Origin of the sequence: Streptomyces sp. NPDC050264 (assembly GCF_040655895.1) — a bacterium.
Taxonomy (GTDB): domain Bacteria; phylum Actinomycetota; class Actinomycetes; order Streptomycetales; family Streptomycetaceae; genus Streptomyces.
The window spans coordinates 1-13,703 of sequence record NZ_JBFAKV010000027.1 but is presented as its reverse complement, the minus strand read 5'-3'; the positions used below and the strand labels follow the sequence as shown (position 1 = coordinate 13,703).

Annotated in this window: 12 protein-coding genes and 2 pseudogenes; 6 read left to right on the top strand and 8 right to left on the bottom strand. The window is 69.8% G+C overall.

From position 1 onward, the window contains the following. Nucleotides 1-10 precede the first annotated feature (10 nt). From AB0J02_RS35525 to AB0J02_RS35515, 3 genes are all read right to left on the bottom strand, one after another. Entirely contained in the window at nt 11-196 is a 186-nt protein-coding gene (locus AB0J02_RS35525) for an MbtH family NRPS accessory protein (RefSeq protein WP_363197971.1), read from the bottom strand. Nucleotides 197-269: 73 nt separating this feature from the next. Further along, nucleotides 270-524, bottom strand: coding sequence for an acyl carrier protein (locus AB0J02_RS35520; RefSeq protein ID WP_363197970.1), 255 nt, complete (start codon nt 522-524; stop codon nt 270-272). A gap of 855 nt (nt 525-1,379) precedes the next feature. Beyond that, nucleotides 1,380-3,029, bottom strand: a complete 1,650-nt coding sequence (locus AB0J02_RS35515) for an ISL3 family transposase (RefSeq protein ID WP_363198038.1) — start codon at nt 3,027-3,029, stop codon at nt 1,380-1,382. 281 nt (nt 3,030-3,310) lie between these two features. Here AB0J02_RS35515 and AB0J02_RS35510 point away from each other — a divergent pair. Continuing rightward, nucleotides 3,311-3,469: pseudogene (locus tag AB0J02_RS35510) on the top strand (inorganic diphosphatase); the annotation flags it as partial. A 100-nt stretch (nt 3,470-3,569) separates the two neighbouring features. Here the strand turns inward: AB0J02_RS35510 and AB0J02_RS35505 are convergent. Beyond that, complete coding sequence (locus AB0J02_RS35505; RefSeq protein ID WP_363197969.1) at nt 3,570-4,499, bottom strand: LysR family transcriptional regulator; 930 nt, start codon at nt 4,497-4,499, stop codon at nt 3,570-3,572. Between the two features lie 90 nt (nt 4,500-4,589). Here AB0J02_RS35505 and AB0J02_RS35500 point away from each other — a divergent pair, with 90 nt between their 5' ends. The 5 genes from AB0J02_RS35500 to AB0J02_RS35480 all read left to right on the top strand — a co-directional run bounded on the left by AB0J02_RS35500 (nt 4,590) and on the right by AB0J02_RS35480 (nt 10,226). After that, entirely contained in the window at nt 4,590-6,008 is a 1,419-nt protein-coding gene (locus AB0J02_RS35500; RefSeq protein WP_363197968.1) for an MFS transporter, read from the top strand. A gap of 123 nt (nt 6,009-6,131) precedes the next feature. Continuing rightward, nucleotides 6,132-7,247 (top strand): MFS transporter, encoded by a 1,116-nt coding sequence (locus AB0J02_RS35495; RefSeq protein WP_363197967.1) that lies wholly within the window; start codon nt 6,132-6,134, stop codon nt 7,245-7,247. Then, the gene (locus tag AB0J02_RS35490) at nt 7,210-8,127 is read left to right on the top strand and encodes a TIGR03619 family F420-dependent LLM class oxidoreductase (protein WP_363197966.1); all 918 of its coding nucleotides are present in this window, start codon (nt 7,210-7,212) and stop codon (nt 8,125-8,127) included. The genes AB0J02_RS35495 and AB0J02_RS35490 overlap by 38 nt, the downstream gene beginning before the upstream one ends. Before the next feature lie 74 nt (nt 8,128-8,201). Continuing rightward, the gene (locus tag AB0J02_RS35485) at nt 8,202-9,149 is read left to right on the top strand and encodes a LysR family transcriptional regulator (RefSeq protein ID WP_363197965.1); all 948 of its coding nucleotides are present in this window, start codon (nt 8,202-8,204) and stop codon (nt 9,147-9,149) included. A 141-nt stretch (nt 9,150-9,290) separates the two neighbouring features. Then, nucleotides 9,291-10,226 carry a DMT family transporter gene (locus AB0J02_RS35480; RefSeq protein ID WP_363197964.1) on the top strand — a complete coding sequence of 312 codons (936 nt, stop codon included), beginning with the start codon at nt 9,291-9,293 and terminating at the stop codon, nt 10,224-10,226. Nucleotides 10,227-10,678: 452 nt separating this feature from the next. On the opposite strand, the gene AB0J02_RS35475 is transcribed toward AB0J02_RS35480, so the two are convergent. The 4 genes and pseudogenes from AB0J02_RS35475 to AB0J02_RS35460 all read right to left on the bottom strand — a co-directional run. Further along, nucleotides 10,679-11,368, bottom strand: a complete 690-nt coding sequence (locus AB0J02_RS35475; RefSeq protein ID WP_363197963.1) for a response regulator transcription factor — start codon at nt 11,366-11,368, stop codon at nt 10,679-10,681. Beyond that, a complete protein-coding gene (locus AB0J02_RS35470) occupies nt 11,365-12,558 on the bottom strand; it encodes a histidine kinase (RefSeq protein WP_363197962.1) in 1,194 nt (397 codons plus the stop codon). Before AB0J02_RS35470 ends, AB0J02_RS35475 begins: the two co-directional genes overlap by 4 nt. Before the next feature lie 19 nt (nt 12,559-12,577). Continuing rightward, complete coding sequence (locus tag AB0J02_RS35465; protein WP_363197961.1) at nt 12,578-13,123, bottom strand: hypothetical protein; 546 nt, start codon at nt 13,121-13,123, stop codon at nt 12,578-12,580. Between the two features lie 385 nt (nt 13,124-13,508). Continuing rightward, a pseudogene (locus AB0J02_RS35460) lies at nt 13,509-13,703 on the bottom strand (hypothetical protein); the annotation flags it as partial.

Genomic DNA, 13,703 nt, shown 5'->3' with positions numbered 1-13,703 from the left:
GATTGTCGGGTCACCGCGCCTGACGGAGACTGAGCGGCCGCATATCGGTCCAGACCTCGTCGACGTGGCTGAGGCAGTCCTCCTTGGTGCCGGAGGTGCCCTCGTCGAACCAGCCCTCGGGCAGCTCCCGCCCCTCCGGCCAGATCGAGAACTGCTCCTCGCCGTTCACCACCACGCGATATGTCTGCGCCACCATGTCTTCACCTCTCGAGAATTCGCTGCGTAGAGCCACTACGGACGTGTGATCGGGGGGCCGGGACCGGGGACCGCTAGGAGGCCAGCCGGCGCGCGGCGACAAGGGCGAGTGCGTCGGCGCTGTGCGCCCGGAACAGGTCCCTGACCGTGACTCGCACACCTAGCTGCGAGCTGAGAAGGGCCACCGCGCGCTGGGCCGTCAGCGAGTCGCCGCCCATGTCCAGGAACCCGCCGGCCGTGTCGGGCACCTCCACCGCGCCGAGGACTTCCTGGAAGACCTCGGCGATCTGTACGGCAATGGCACGGGTGTCCTGTGCATTGCTCTCCACCGTCATCATGTGTTCCCTTCGTAGCCGATGACCCAGGGACTTCTTCAGCGCCCTCGGCGCGTCATCACTGTGGCTCCGCAAGGGACGCGGCCTCCAGCCCAGACGCCACTCATGAACCTGCACGACACGAAAATGAGCGGGTGACATAGGGCTCGGCCGGGAAAGCACGCGGGGCCCCGACCTGACCGAGCCGACCATGCGGGCACACGGGCACCGGGCCCCCGGCCCATCCGGGAGAGCCGCGGAAGAAGTACGCCTTCATCACCTGGATCGGCAAGAACACCCCCGCCCCTGAAGAAGGGCAGAGTCTCCATCGACAAGCCTGAGGTCACACAGGTGGTCAAGGACAGTTCGGCCGAGATCTCGACCGGGGGCCCGGCAGACGTCGCCGACGACCGTATCGAGGACAAGCCCCGCTCCTGCCGCTGACACTGCCGCGGAACCGGCCCGCCGGAGGCCAGGGCATGTCCGCGCTGTGCGGTGCCTTGGTAGCGATGACCGGACCGGGGATCGGATATTCGGATATTCGGTGTCCTGCCTGCCTCGTGAGGAAGCACTGGCTGTGCGTCCCTTCACGGATGTCGTTTGTCGCTGAGTTCGGGCTCTGGTCCACTTGGTGTGGAGAGCTCACCGGCGGTGATGTCAGTGACCTGTGGTGAGATGGCCGCGCTCTGTCGGTTGATGTGGAGGAGGCCGTTCTATGTCCGGGTATCCGTCGCTGACACGCGCTCTGGCAGAGGCGCTGGTCGACGTCCTCTGGTTCGTGGAGGGGTGCGAGGACGAGCAGATGGACCCGGATGACGCGGTGAAGGTCCTGGAAGGTGCTGCTGCGCTGGTGTCTCACCTGTCGCATGATCAGCGAAGCGAGTTTACGGACTTGCTCGGTTCGATGGCTGCGGAGGAGACCGACCCCTCGCGTCGCGAGTTCTTGGAAGGCTTCCCCGAGGGGTTCGGACTGGTTGAGGAAGACTCCTGAGCTGCCCCCTGTCCGTAGAGCAGGACCCGCTTGCGGAGGAGTTCGAATCCTGCGCGCCCGAACATCTGCCGTTTGAGCATCTTGATCCGGTTGACGTGGCCTTCGACGACACCCGAGTTCCACGGCTGCGTAAGACCGGCGATGACCGCATCGAGGTCACGTTCGAGGTGCTGGGCGAACCGGCTGAGGCTGGGCAGGTCGGCGTCGGCTCGTGCAGATTCGATCCACTCCGGCAGTCGCTCACCCTGCAGCTCGGTGACCATGCAGGCGAAGGAACGCACGTGCTCGGCGAGCGCAGTCAGTTCAGGGCAGCTGGCCAAAACCACCTTGAGCTGAATCCGGTCGCATTCAGGCAGGGTGTCGGGGTGGGTCAGGATCCAGCGTGTGACGGCGCGGGCCGACGGCGGGCGGGGGCCGACTGGTCGGGGCTTGCCGCGGAGATTCCTGCTGACGTAGGCGCGGACACCGGCGTAACCGCGGGGAGGGCCCTGTTCCTTGATCTCCTCCCATAGTTTCCAGGCGTTGGTGCAGCCTTCTTGCCAGCGCTGATCGAGGTAGGGCTTGTAGGCGTCGAGCCTGGTCGGACGGTCTTGCCACTGCCCGGTGAACATCTCCTCCGGGGTGGCGCGGGAGAACCGCAGGATCGTGTTGAGCGTCATGCCGAGCTGCCGGGCGACGGACCGCTTGCTGTGTCCGGCGACGAGGAGCGCGTGGATGGTGGCGTGCTTGGCGCGGGTGCGTTCGGCGAACCGGTGCCCTGTCGGCCACGGCGAGGACGCAGCCGGATCTGGCTTCTCCTGGAGCTCCTCCGGCTGTTCCGGCAGGGGGCGCAGACAGTCGCGGTGCCGGTAGATGCACTTCTCGGCGGCTTCGCCCAGGTTGTGCCATAGGTGCCATCGGTCGGCAACTTGGAGGGCCTGCGGGGCGCCGCGGGTGGCACCGTCGGCGGAGAAGGGTGCGCGGTCGCGGCAGACGATCTCGATGCCGGGTCGTTCGGCGAGCCAGGCCGCGAGCGTGTCGGCCTCCCGGTCGGGCAGGAGGTCGATCGGACGTCGTGTCTCGACGTCGACGAGCACGGTTCCGTAGATCCGTCCCTTGCGCTGGGCGTATTCGTCCACCCCGACCACGCGGGGCGTGGCCGTGGGCGGATCCGGGAGCGAGGCGATCGACCTCAGCAGGGTGTTCCGGCTGACCGGCGCCCCGAAGACGTCCGTCATGCGAGCCCCGGACCGGCCCGCAAGCGCGAGGCCGACCGAGATGAGCGTCGATCGAAGCCGTTCCGTCCGCCGGCCGAACCGGCGGGTGAGCCCTGGCACCTGCTCGGCGAAGGTCTTGCGCGGACAGGAGCCCTCCGCGCAGATGAACCGGCGCACCCTCAATGCCAACACGACGGACTTGCCCACTGTCGGTAGGTCATGGGGGAACCGCAGATAGGAGCCATGTACTCGCCCTGACAGCCGCCCGCAGCCCGGGCAAGTCGCCTGCCGGGCCGTGCTCAGGGCCTCCACCCGGACGGCCATGTCGGTCATTTCGACCGAATCCACCAACACACGCTCCAGCGAGGAGAACAGCAACTCTTCAAGTCGCGGCCGTACTTCGTTCACGGCGCAGCACTGTCGACCACACAGCACACCGGCCGAGCGATTTTCGGGCTTTCTCAGCCACCATCACGAGTAGATCGACAGTCACGCTGCGTACGCGACCACACCAAGTGGACCAGAGCCGAAACTCGTGAACATCACCCGACCGTGGATCTGGGTGCCTTCCAAACCCATGAACAACCGGCTTCACAACGCGTGAATAAAGCCAGGAGTTCGACCGCAAGGAGATCCAGCACTTCTTCGAGGTCTACAAGGCGCTGGAGCCCGGCAAGTCCGTGACGGGTGCCGAGTGGGTGGGCCGTGCGGAGGCGGAAGAGGAGATCACCGAGTCGGTGAAGCGACTGGCCAACTCCCACCAGGGGCTCTGACGCACAGAGCACCGTCGCACACCACGATGCCCGACGGACCGGGGAACTCCCGGTCCGTCGGGCATCGTGGTGTGCGTGCGTCGAGGGGTGCGCGGCCCGGTCAGGAGGCCCGCGCCGCTCGCGCCGTGCGCGTCACCTCGGGCAAGGGGTCCGCTCGGCGGGCCACTTCGAGCAGAGCGTGCAGAGTCCGCTCGGCAGGTCCGAGACGGGGCCGCCACTGCGCGACGATGCTCACCGGACGGATCCGCTCGACCAGGCGCAACTCCAGCAGCTCGCCGTCCTGCAGTTCCCGGGTGACCGCGAGCTCCGGCAGGAGCGACACCCCGTGGCCGTGCCCCGCCAGCCGCAGCAGAGCGGACAACGAGCCTTGGACCATGGCCAGTTGGGCGCCGGCCAGCAGATCGCGCCCGAAGCGGTCCACGAGCATCTCCGAGGTACAGCCCGGCTCGGCCACCAGGAAGTCGTAACGGAGCATCTGCTGGGGTGTGACCGCGTCCTCCTGTGCCAGAGGATGGCTCGGCGCCGCCACCAGAACCGAGCGGTCGTGCCCCACCACGGCGTGCGGGCCAAGGGCCCGAATGCCGTTGTCGTACTGGAACACCAGATCCAGCTCGCCCGCGCCGAAGGCCTGTTCCAGCGTTCGACGGTTGGCGACCGTCAACTCCACGTCCGCTCCGGTCTCCGTACCACCCGCGCCGTACTCCAGAGCCGCCAGCACATCGGGCATCCACGCGTGCGCGAGTGACTCCTGAGCCCCGATCCGCAACCGCGGCCGATCACCGCGCACGGCCCGGCGCATCCTCTCCTCGAGGTCCAGGGCCTCCCGCGCGTGCGGCAGCAGCCGATGGCCCGCCTCCGTGAGTACCGCCCCGGTGCCGGCCCGCACCAGTACGCTCATCCCCAAGTCCGCCTCCAGACGCTTGAGTTGCGCGCTCAGACTGGACTGCGCGTATCCCAGGGCTTGTGCTGCGGCGGAGATACCGCCATGGTCGGCGACCGCGACGAAGGCGCGCAGATAGCGAGAGTCCACGGCACCAGCATAAGCGTCATCGGACTTTCCGATAGGGGTATCGGACTTGCGGCGTCGCCGGCCAGGGAGCGTCCGGGACACGCTGCGGTCATGACCACAGCCGACCCCATGTCCCGCCCCACCGGTGTCGTCACGCCGGAGGAACCCACCGTGGCTGCGGCGCCCGCCGAGACGCCCGCACCGTCCTCTCTGCGTTCGAAGCTGACGTTCGCCGGTATCGCCACCGGCAACCTGCTCGTCCTGCTCGACACCTCGATCCTCAACGTGGCCGTGCCCGATGTGCAGAAGTCGCTGCACCCGGCCGCCGCCGCCCTGCCCTGGGCCGTCGACGCGTATACCGTCGTCTTCGCCGGGCTGCTCCTCGCCGGCGGTGTCGTCGCCGACCGGTGGGGCGCACGCCGCGTCTACGCCAGCGCCCTCGGCCTCTTCGCCGTGCTGTCCGCGGTCTGCGCTCTGGCACCCAACGTCGGCTCCCTCATCGCCGGTCGGGCGCTGCTCGGTGCCGCGGGCGCCGGACTCGTGCCCGCCTCCCTCGCGCTGCTGATCCACCTCAACCCCGATCCGGCGCGGCGTACCCGAGCCATCGGTGCCTGGACCGCGCTCAGTGGTCTGGGAGCCGCTGCAGGGCCCGTACTCGGCGGTGCGCTGGTCGAACTCGGCGGCTGGCGGCTGGTCTTCCTCGTCAACCCCCCCATCGCACTGGCCGCGCTGCTGCTGGCCCGGCGGCTTCCCATGCCGCCGATGCGAGCCCCCCGCGCCCTGGACCGCCCCGGGCTCGCCCTGTCCACCGCGGGTCTCGGCCTGCTCACCTTCGGCCTGGTCGAAGCCGGCATCGAGGGCTGGGGCTCCGCGTACGCGCTGACCGCCGTCGTCGCCGCACTGCTCTGCTTCGGCCTGGTCGCCGTCGTGGAGCGCCGTGTCTCGTCCCCCGTCCTTCCGCCGGCGCTGCTCGCCCTGCCGAAGGTCCGCGCCGCCATGGTCGCCGCCGCGGTGTCCTGCTTCGCCTACTTCGGCGGAATGTACATGTTCGCCGTCTGGCTGCAGCACACCTATGATCTGACGCCGTTCAAGGCCGGTCTCGCTTCTCTGCCGATCGCGTTCCCCGTATGCGTGATGCCGTTCTTCACGGGGCGTCTCGTCGCGCGCTACGGCCCGCGACCGATCCTGCTGGCCGGCATGACCGCCGCTGTCGTCTCCGGTGTGCTGCTGTCCTTCTGCGTCGGCCAGCACCCGTCGATGGCACTGATCGTCGCGGCCGAACTGACGCTGGCCGCGACCGGCACCCTGTCCATTCCCGGAGCCGCCGCTGCCATGGCCGTCTCCGCTCCGCCGGAGTACGCCGCCACCAGCCAGGGCGCACTCAACGGCATCCGGCAGGCGGGTTCCGCGCTCGGGGTCGCGGTGCTCGGCACCCTCGGCGCCCTCAGCACGTCCGGCTACGTCCTCATCGGTGTCGGCCTGCTCGCGGTTCTCCTGGTGGCCAAGGCCACGGTCAAGCCGGCCTCCTGACGCGAGGCCCCCAGCGACGCCCCGGGGCAATCCCCGAACCGTGGGCGTCCCGCGTCGAGGTTCAGTGAGGGCCTGGCGCGTGGGCAGGTCCATGAGCCGGGCGTTGGCGAGGCCGCGCAGATAGTGCTGGACCGCGGCGGGCGGGTAGCCGGCGCACAGGTAGTACTCGACGGCCGCCTCGGGGTCCTTGCGTCGGCCGCACTGGCCCGGCTGTCGGCCCGCGGGGTGCTGATCGTCGCGCTGCTGGTCTTCACCATCGCCAACGCGGGCAGCGCACTGGCCGGTTCGTACGTCGCGCTGCTGGTCTGGCGGGGGATCGCCGGGGCGGGAGCCGGGCTGTACAGCCCGAACGCGGCCACCGCGGCGGCCGCGCTGGCCCCGGCCGAGCGGCGCGGGCGCGCGCCGGCCCTGGTGCTCGGCGGAATGAGCGGCGGCACCGTGCTGGGCGTCCCGCTCGGCCTGCTGCTGGCCGACGGGCAGGGGTGGAGGTCCGCGCTGTGGCTGGTGACCGGAGCCGGGGCGCTGGCTTGTGCCACCCTGGCCCTTCGGCTTCCCGAAGTCGCCACTGGCGCCGTGCCCGCACCGCGCGCCCGGCTGTCCGGACTCACTCGCCCGCGGACCGCGCTCGTCCTCGGCGTGACCTTCACCCAGACCGTGGCCAGCCTGGGCCTGTACAGCTACCTGGAACTCGTGCTGCACCGGACCGCCCACGTCACCGACTTCACCGTGTACCTGTGGGTATGGGGCCTGGGCGGCGTCTGCGGCAGCTTCCTCGCGGGAGCGGTCGCAGACCGACTGGGCCGTCCCGCCCTGCTGTCCGGCCTGCTCCTGGCGGCACTGGCCCTCACTCTCGCCGTGCTCCCGTTCAGCGGTGCGCCCCCCGGCCTCGTCGCTCTGCCGCTCCTTCTGTGGGGCGCCGTGGGCTGGGCCTTTGTGGTCCCCCAGCAGCACCGGCTGATCGCGGCGGACGCCCCGGGAGGAGCGGCCGTCGCCCTGAACAGCTCGGCCACCTACCTTGGCGGCTCCGTCGGCGCCGCGCTCGGCGGGCTGGCCCTGGCCGGTGGGCTCGGCGCCCGCTGGCTGCCCCTCCTCGCCGCCATCGCCGCCGCGGCCGGTCTCCTCCTGCACTGCCTCTCACTACTCCTGCCTGCCTCCGCCCGGCAGGAGCCCTCTGTCACCGGCCCCCGGAAGGGAACCCCTGATGAAGATCGGCGTCAATCTCCCCAATTACGGCCCTGAGGCCACGCCCGACAACCTGGTCGAGTGGGCGCTGCGGATCGAGAAGGCCGGGTTCCAGTACGTGATGGTCTCCGACCGTGTGGCGCTCACCCCTGAGGTGAACCACCTCTTCCCGGCCCCGTTCTACGACCCGCTCACCACCCTCGCCTACCTGGCAGCGGCCACCGACACCATCGGCCTCGGCACGACCGTGGCGATCCTGCCGTACCGGCCTCCCGTGCACACCGCGCGGATCGTCGCGAACATCGACCGCTTCAGCAACGGGCGCATGACCTTCGGCGCCGCGGCGGGCTGGGCCCCACGCGAGTTCGCCGTCCTGGGCGTCCCCTACCGCAAGAGGGGTGCCATCAGCGACGAATACCTGGCCGCCATGAAGGAGTGCTGGGCGGACGAGGTCGCCTCCTTCGACGGTGTGCACGTCTCCTTCCGCGAGGTGCACACCGGACCGTTGCCCGTACAGCGTCCGGGCCCGCCGGTCTGGGTCGGCGGTCACAGCCGCGGGGCCCTGCGCCGGGCCGTGCGCTACGGCGACGCCTGGCACCCCACATCGGTTTCCGGGGACTGGCTGTTCGGCGTCGGCGTGCCGGCCCTGCGCCAGGCGGCCGAGGAAGAGGAACGACCGGTGCCCGCCCTGGCCCCGCGGATCAAACTGCGCCTCACCCAGCGCCCGTTGGACAACGCCCGGGTTCTGGGCGAGGGCACCCCGTCCCAGATCCGCGACGACCTGGCCCTGCTCGCCGCCGGGGGCGCGCAGGCGGTGATCCTGGACCCCACTTACCCTGGCGAGCACCGGCCTCGCGGACGAACCGACGAGGACCTGGAGGTTCTTGAAATGTTCGTAAACCAAATCATCGATCCCGCAACAGGCAACATATTGTGACCACTTGATCGCGCTGGACGTGCAGGTTCCCGCATGGTGCTGCACGTGACACCCCCCTACGGAGGACGTCAGACGTGCCTGACCTGCGCAAACTTCGCGTGCTGCAAGAACTGAGCCAGCAGGGCACGATCGGCGCGGCCGCCCAGGCGCTGCACCTGACACCGCAAGCGGTCTCCCAGCAGATCAGCGCCCTGGGCAAGGAGCTGGGTGTGCAGCTGACCGAGCCGGCCGGGCGCCGGCTGCGGCTCACCAGTGCCGCCCGGATCGTCCTGCGCCACGCGGACACGGTCTTCCAGCAGATGGAGCAGATGCAGGCCGAACTCGCGGCCCACCAGAGCGGCGAGTGCGGCGAAGTCGCCCTGGCCGGGTTCTCCACGACCCTGTCCGCACTCATCCTGCCCGCGGTGGCCCGGTTGAAGAAGGACCGGCCGCTGCTGCGCACCACCCTGGCCGAGGCCGATCCGCCAGAGAGCTTCGCCATGCTGCACCGCGGTGAGACCGACGTGGTCATCTCCGCCGACACCGCCCACAGCCCGGGCGGCGACGGACCACGCTTCCACCGGGTCATCCTGTGCGAGGACCCCTTCGACGTGGCGCTGCCCGTCTCGCATGGGCTGGCGGCCGAGGACGGCCTCCGACTGGCCGACCTCGCCGACGAGACATGGATCTTCGCCACCACCGGGATGTGTCACGACATCGGGGTGGCGGCCTGCACCGCGGCCGGCTTCACCCCCCAGGCCTCCCACGCGATCGGCGACTGGGACGCCACCCTGTCCGCGGTCGAACTCGGCCTGGGCGTCGCCCTGGTGCCCCGCCTGGCCCGCCCCGCGCCCCGGCCCGAGGTGGCCATCCGCTCCTTCGCCGACACCCCGCCCAGCCGCTACGTGTTCGCCGCCGTCCGCGAGGGCAGCCAGGCATCCCCGGAGATCGCCGCGGTCCTGGACGCGTTGCGCGAGGTCGCCACCGAACTGGTGGCCCCGAGGCTGCCGGAACAGGACACCGACGCGCGCAGCGCCGCCTGACCATCCACGTCCGGTGGACGGTACCCCCCCACCAGACATTGCTGGATCACGGCGCCTGCCGAATGCCACGCTGAGGCAGGTTCATTCCGCTGGCGCGCACACCGCCACATCACCGCATCATCCCGGAGGGCGGGCACACCCATGTCCAAGGCAACCTATACGCGGCTGGCCGCATTGAGTCTCATCTGGGGCTCGGTATTCATGTGGATCAAGATTTCCGGATACGGGTTCTCCGCAGTCCAGATGGTCCTCATCCGCCTGGCGCTCGGCGCGATCGTCATCCTCGCGATCGGATACGCCAAGGGCTTGCGGCTGCCCAAGGGGGCGGCGACCTGGGGGCACCTCGCGGTGGCCGCACTCCTGGGCAACGCGATTCCCTGGACCCTGTACGCCGAGGGTGAGATGGACGGCTCCAGCAGCGTGGCCGCCGTAGTCAACGGCAGCGCCCCGATCTGGACCCTGGCCGCCGCTCTGCTGCTCGGCTCCGAGAAGCGCGTCACCGGAGCCAAGGCGGCCGGTGTCCTGCTCGGCCTGGGAGGCACCGCGCTGATCGCCTCGCCCTGGAACGGTGCGGGCACCGGCAGCGGATCCAGCATCCTGTGCTTCTTCCTCGGCTCCATCAGCTTCGGCGCCAGCTTCGCCTACATGGGCAAGTACCTGGTCGGCCGCGGCATCCCGCCGCTGATGCTGGCAGGCGGCCAGCTCTCCCTCGCCACGGTGATGCTCGCCGTGGTCCTGCCCTTCCTCGGCATGCAGTCCATCACCTGGCGCACCGACTCGGTGCTCTCGGTGATCGTCCTGGGCGTGGTCTGCACCGGCTTCGCGGCCCTCCTCAACTTCGAACTCATCATCAAGGACGGCGCGACGGTGGCCTCCACCGTCACCTACCTGATGACCGCGGTCGCCGTACTCCTCGGCGCCGTGGCCCTGCACGAACCCTTGGGCTGGACCGTCTGGGTCGGCGCCGTGGCGGTGCTCGCCGCCACCGGACTGCTGCGCCGGAAGCCCAAGTCGGCGCCCGAGCCCGCGGCGCGACCCGTCACACCACAGGTCGGCAGCGCCGCCGGCAAACCGTAAGCACGGCGGGCAGGAGCCCGTGGGTCCGACCGCAACGGGGCGGTCGGACCCACGGGCTCGGTATGTGCCCGGCCAGGTTGCGCCACGTCCGGCGACATAACCTGGCCCGTCAGCAAACGACTTGACAACTGAACTACAGGGGGAAAGACATGGCGTACGTCAGTTGGCGAGTTCGAGGGTCACCGGTGGAGTTCGAACAGCAGCATCTGCGAGCAGCTAAACTCTCAATCGCGGCATGAGCCCCTGTGTCCATACCCCGGGGGACGCCTCACCGTATTGGTGTCCCCAGCGGCCGCACCGCCGCCGCTGCGACATTCGGCGCCGTCCTCGACACGGTCACCCCGTACTCCGGCACCAACCCGTCCGACCACATGCGCCAACTCGCCGCAATCCTCCACCTGTTCCCAGGGGCGCGGTAGCGCGTGCCAACGACCCGGAACCGAGCGGTCGGGTCACACCAGGCCGGCCGCGATGGCGCGGCGGACGGCGTCGGCGCGGTCCTGGAACCCGGCTTTGGCGAACAAGTTGTTGATGTGGGTCTTGACCGTGGCCTCGCTGATGAAGAGCTTCTCGGCGATGGCCCGGTTGGGCAGCCCCTGGCCTATGAGCGTGAGGACTTCGCGTTCGCGGCGGGTGAGGTCTGGGGGGAGCGGTTGTGTGCCGGTCGGCGGACGCGTGCGGGCGGTGGCCAGGAGACGGTTCTGGACCTCGCGGTCGAGCACGGCCTGTCCCGCGGCGGCGGCCCGGATCGCGCGGATGATGTCCTGGCGCCCCGCGTTCTTCGTCAGGTAGCCGCGGGCCCCGGCGCTCAGCGCGGCCAGGATCGAGTCGTCGTCGGCGAAGGTGGTCAGCACGACCACGGCCACCTCCGGATGCTCCTCGCTGAGCCGGCGGGTCGCCTCGGTCCCGTCCATGACAGGCATGCGCAGGTCCATCAGTACGACGTCGACCGGTGTGGCGGCGACGGCGGCGAGTGCCTCCGCGCCGTCCGCGGCGACCGCCACGACCTCGATGTCCTCTGCCATGTCGAGCACCGCGGCCAAGGGCTCGCGGACGGCGGCCTGGTCATCGGCGACGACCACCCTCAAAGGCTGCGGGTTCTCCGAGTTCTGCGCGTCCTGGGTCGGTTCGTTCGTCGTCATCCTGGGATCACTGCCTCCACCTGCCAGCCGCCCCGGTCCGGTCCCTCGGTGAGCGGACCCGCGGCGATGGTGCCGCCCAGCAGAGCGACGCGTTCGCGCATTCCTATCAGCCCCATTCCGCTGCCCACACCGGCGCTCACCTCGCCGGTCGCGGGCCCGTTGCGGACGGTGAGCGCGGTCGACCCGGCGTCGAAGACCAACTCCACCCCGACCTCGCCCCCGGGAGCGTGCCGGGCCGCGTTGGTCAGCGCCTCCTGTGCGATGCGCAAGAGATTCTGGGTGACCTGGGCCGGCAGCTCGCGGACGGTTCCGGTGACCGTGAGGACGTCACGGTGACCGGACGATTCGACCATGGCGGTCAGGCTCTCCAGCAGCGGAAGGGAGTCCTCGCGCAGCGCGTGCACGGTCCACTGGGCCTGCTTCAAGCTCTCCTTGACCATGCTGTGCGCCTTGTCGTGCGCCGCGCGGACCTTGTCGAGGTCGCCGGTGTCGATCAGGGCGTCCGCCAGTTCCAGATGCATGTTGATCCCGGCCAGTGAGTGCGCCAGCACGTCGTGGACGTCCCGGGCGATGCGACCGCGTTCGGTGAGCACGGCCGCCTGCGCTTCGGCCTGCGCGGCCCGCGCTGTGGACTCGACGGCCTCGACCATCGCCTCCACGGCCTGTTGTCTGCTGCGGCTCAGGATTCCGACGACCACCGGGACGCCGGTTCCGAGGCCGAAGGTCCAGGTCAGCACCTGGTGACCGGGGCCGAGGTAGAAGTACAGGACACCGCCGCACAACACGCTGGACAGGGCCGCGACCGCCAGGGCCGGTTTGAGAGTGAGCCGGTAGCCGGCGTGGCCGACGAGCAAGTAGGCGTAGAGATAGCCGGAACCGCTGGTGCTCACCTGCAACAGGGCGGCGGCCGCCACGACACCGGCGGTCAGCCAGGCCAGGCCGGCCCGGGGCGGGAAACCGGGCGGCAGATGTCTGGCCATCAGGGCGACGGAGTTGAGCACGAGCAGGACGGCCACGGCAAGGCCACGGCCACTGACGCCCACCGGCCGGACGGTGGAGACCGCGATGACGATGATCACCAGGGTGATGACCCACTGGAGAGGGGCGTCGCGCCGGGGCAGCACGGCCCGAGGGCCGGACTCCCGTTCGGAAGACGGCCCAGGGGCGCAGAAGTTGTCAGAAACGAACACGGCGCGACGATAACCCGTCTCAGAGTGCCTGGTCCGCGGTGGCCACCGCACCCTGCCCGTCCACGGCCGGCTGCTGTGCACGGGTGACCATGCGGCTGCGGACGTAGATCGTGGCAAGTCGCGTGACCACCTCGGTGAGCGCCATCAGCACGAACGCGGCCACCCAGGCGTCCGCCGTGGTGATCTGGTGGGCGGCGCTGAACCGGGCCAGGTTGTCGGAGCCGCCGTGGTCGACCCACAGCTGGAAGCCCATGCGTGCCCCCATGCCCAGCACCCATAGGACGGCGGAGACCGCGCCCGCCTTGATGAAGAGATGCTCGCCGGCACTGCGGATACGGGTGTAGACGCCGCCCGCTATGCCGAGCGCCGCGCCGATGGCGACCAGCGTGCCGATCAGCACCAGGTCGTTGCCCGCGGTGGGCACGCTGCTCAGATAGGTCTGGGCCACGTAGGACACGATCCCCAGCGGGATGAGGTAGGACTTGATGTCCAGGCGGCCTTCTCGCAGTTGCCGGAAGACGACGAGGAGGAGGGCGATGTCGGTGATCCAGTCGGTCGTGGTCATGCACCTAGCCTGTCGCCACGCGCCCGTACACACCTGGGCCCATGGGTGGAGCCGCGGGTGGAGTTTTCCCGAGGCTCACCCACGATCCCGGTGGAGGGAGTCCCTTCACATGACGGCACGGCACATCACCGCCTGCGAACGGGAGTTGGTGCCCGTCGTCATGGTGAGGATCCCGGGCAGCTCGGCCGTCGAACCCGATTGATGCGCTGGCGCGGGGGACGGGACTTGCAGGCTGTCGCGAAACTCTCGAAGGTGCCGCAACGCCCGTTCGGACTGCCTGAACCGGTTGTTGCCTGCGGCGGTGTATCAGAACGTGCGCAAAGAACCCTGAGGACCGAGGCGGCGGAGCTTGCTGAAAGCCCCAGGATCCTCGGCCGGATCGTGCTCAGTGCAACGGCAGTCTTTCGGTCATGCGCAATTGGTCGATCAGGCTGGCCAGTTGCGCCTCGGCGGCCGCGTCGGCGGCGTCGGGGTCGCCTGCGGTGACGGCGTCGATGATGGACAGGAGCTGTGGCAGTGACTCCTCCAGCTGACGGCCAAGCTGAAGAACCTCGGTGTGGACGAACCCGTGGTCGGCCTC

Coding starts and splice junctions, on each gene's coding strand:
- AB0J02_RS35480 (WP_363197964.1), top strand. CDS start 9,291: ATGTCCAAGGCAACCTATACGCGGCTGGCCGCATTGAGTCTCATCTGG.
- AB0J02_RS35525 (WP_363197971.1), bottom strand. CDS start 196: ATGGTGGCGCAGACATATCGCGTGGTGGTGAACGGCGAGGAGCAGTTC.
- AB0J02_RS35490 (WP_363197966.1), top strand. CDS start 7,210: ATGAAGATCGGCGTCAATCTCCCCAATTACGGCCCTGAGGCCACGCCC.
- AB0J02_RS35465 (WP_363197961.1), bottom strand. CDS start 13,123: ATGACCACGACCGACTGGATCACCGACATCGCCCTCCTCCTCGTCGTC.
- AB0J02_RS35475 (WP_363197963.1), bottom strand. CDS start 11,368: ATGACGACGAACGAACCGACCCAGGACGCGCAGAACTCGGAGAACCCG.
- AB0J02_RS35515 (WP_363198038.1), bottom strand. CDS start 3,029: ATGACCGACATGGCCGTCCGGGTGGAGGCCCTGAGCACGGCCCGGCAG.
- AB0J02_RS35500 (WP_363197968.1), top strand. CDS start 4,590: ATGACCACAGCCGACCCCATGTCCCGCCCCACCGGTGTCGTCACGCCG.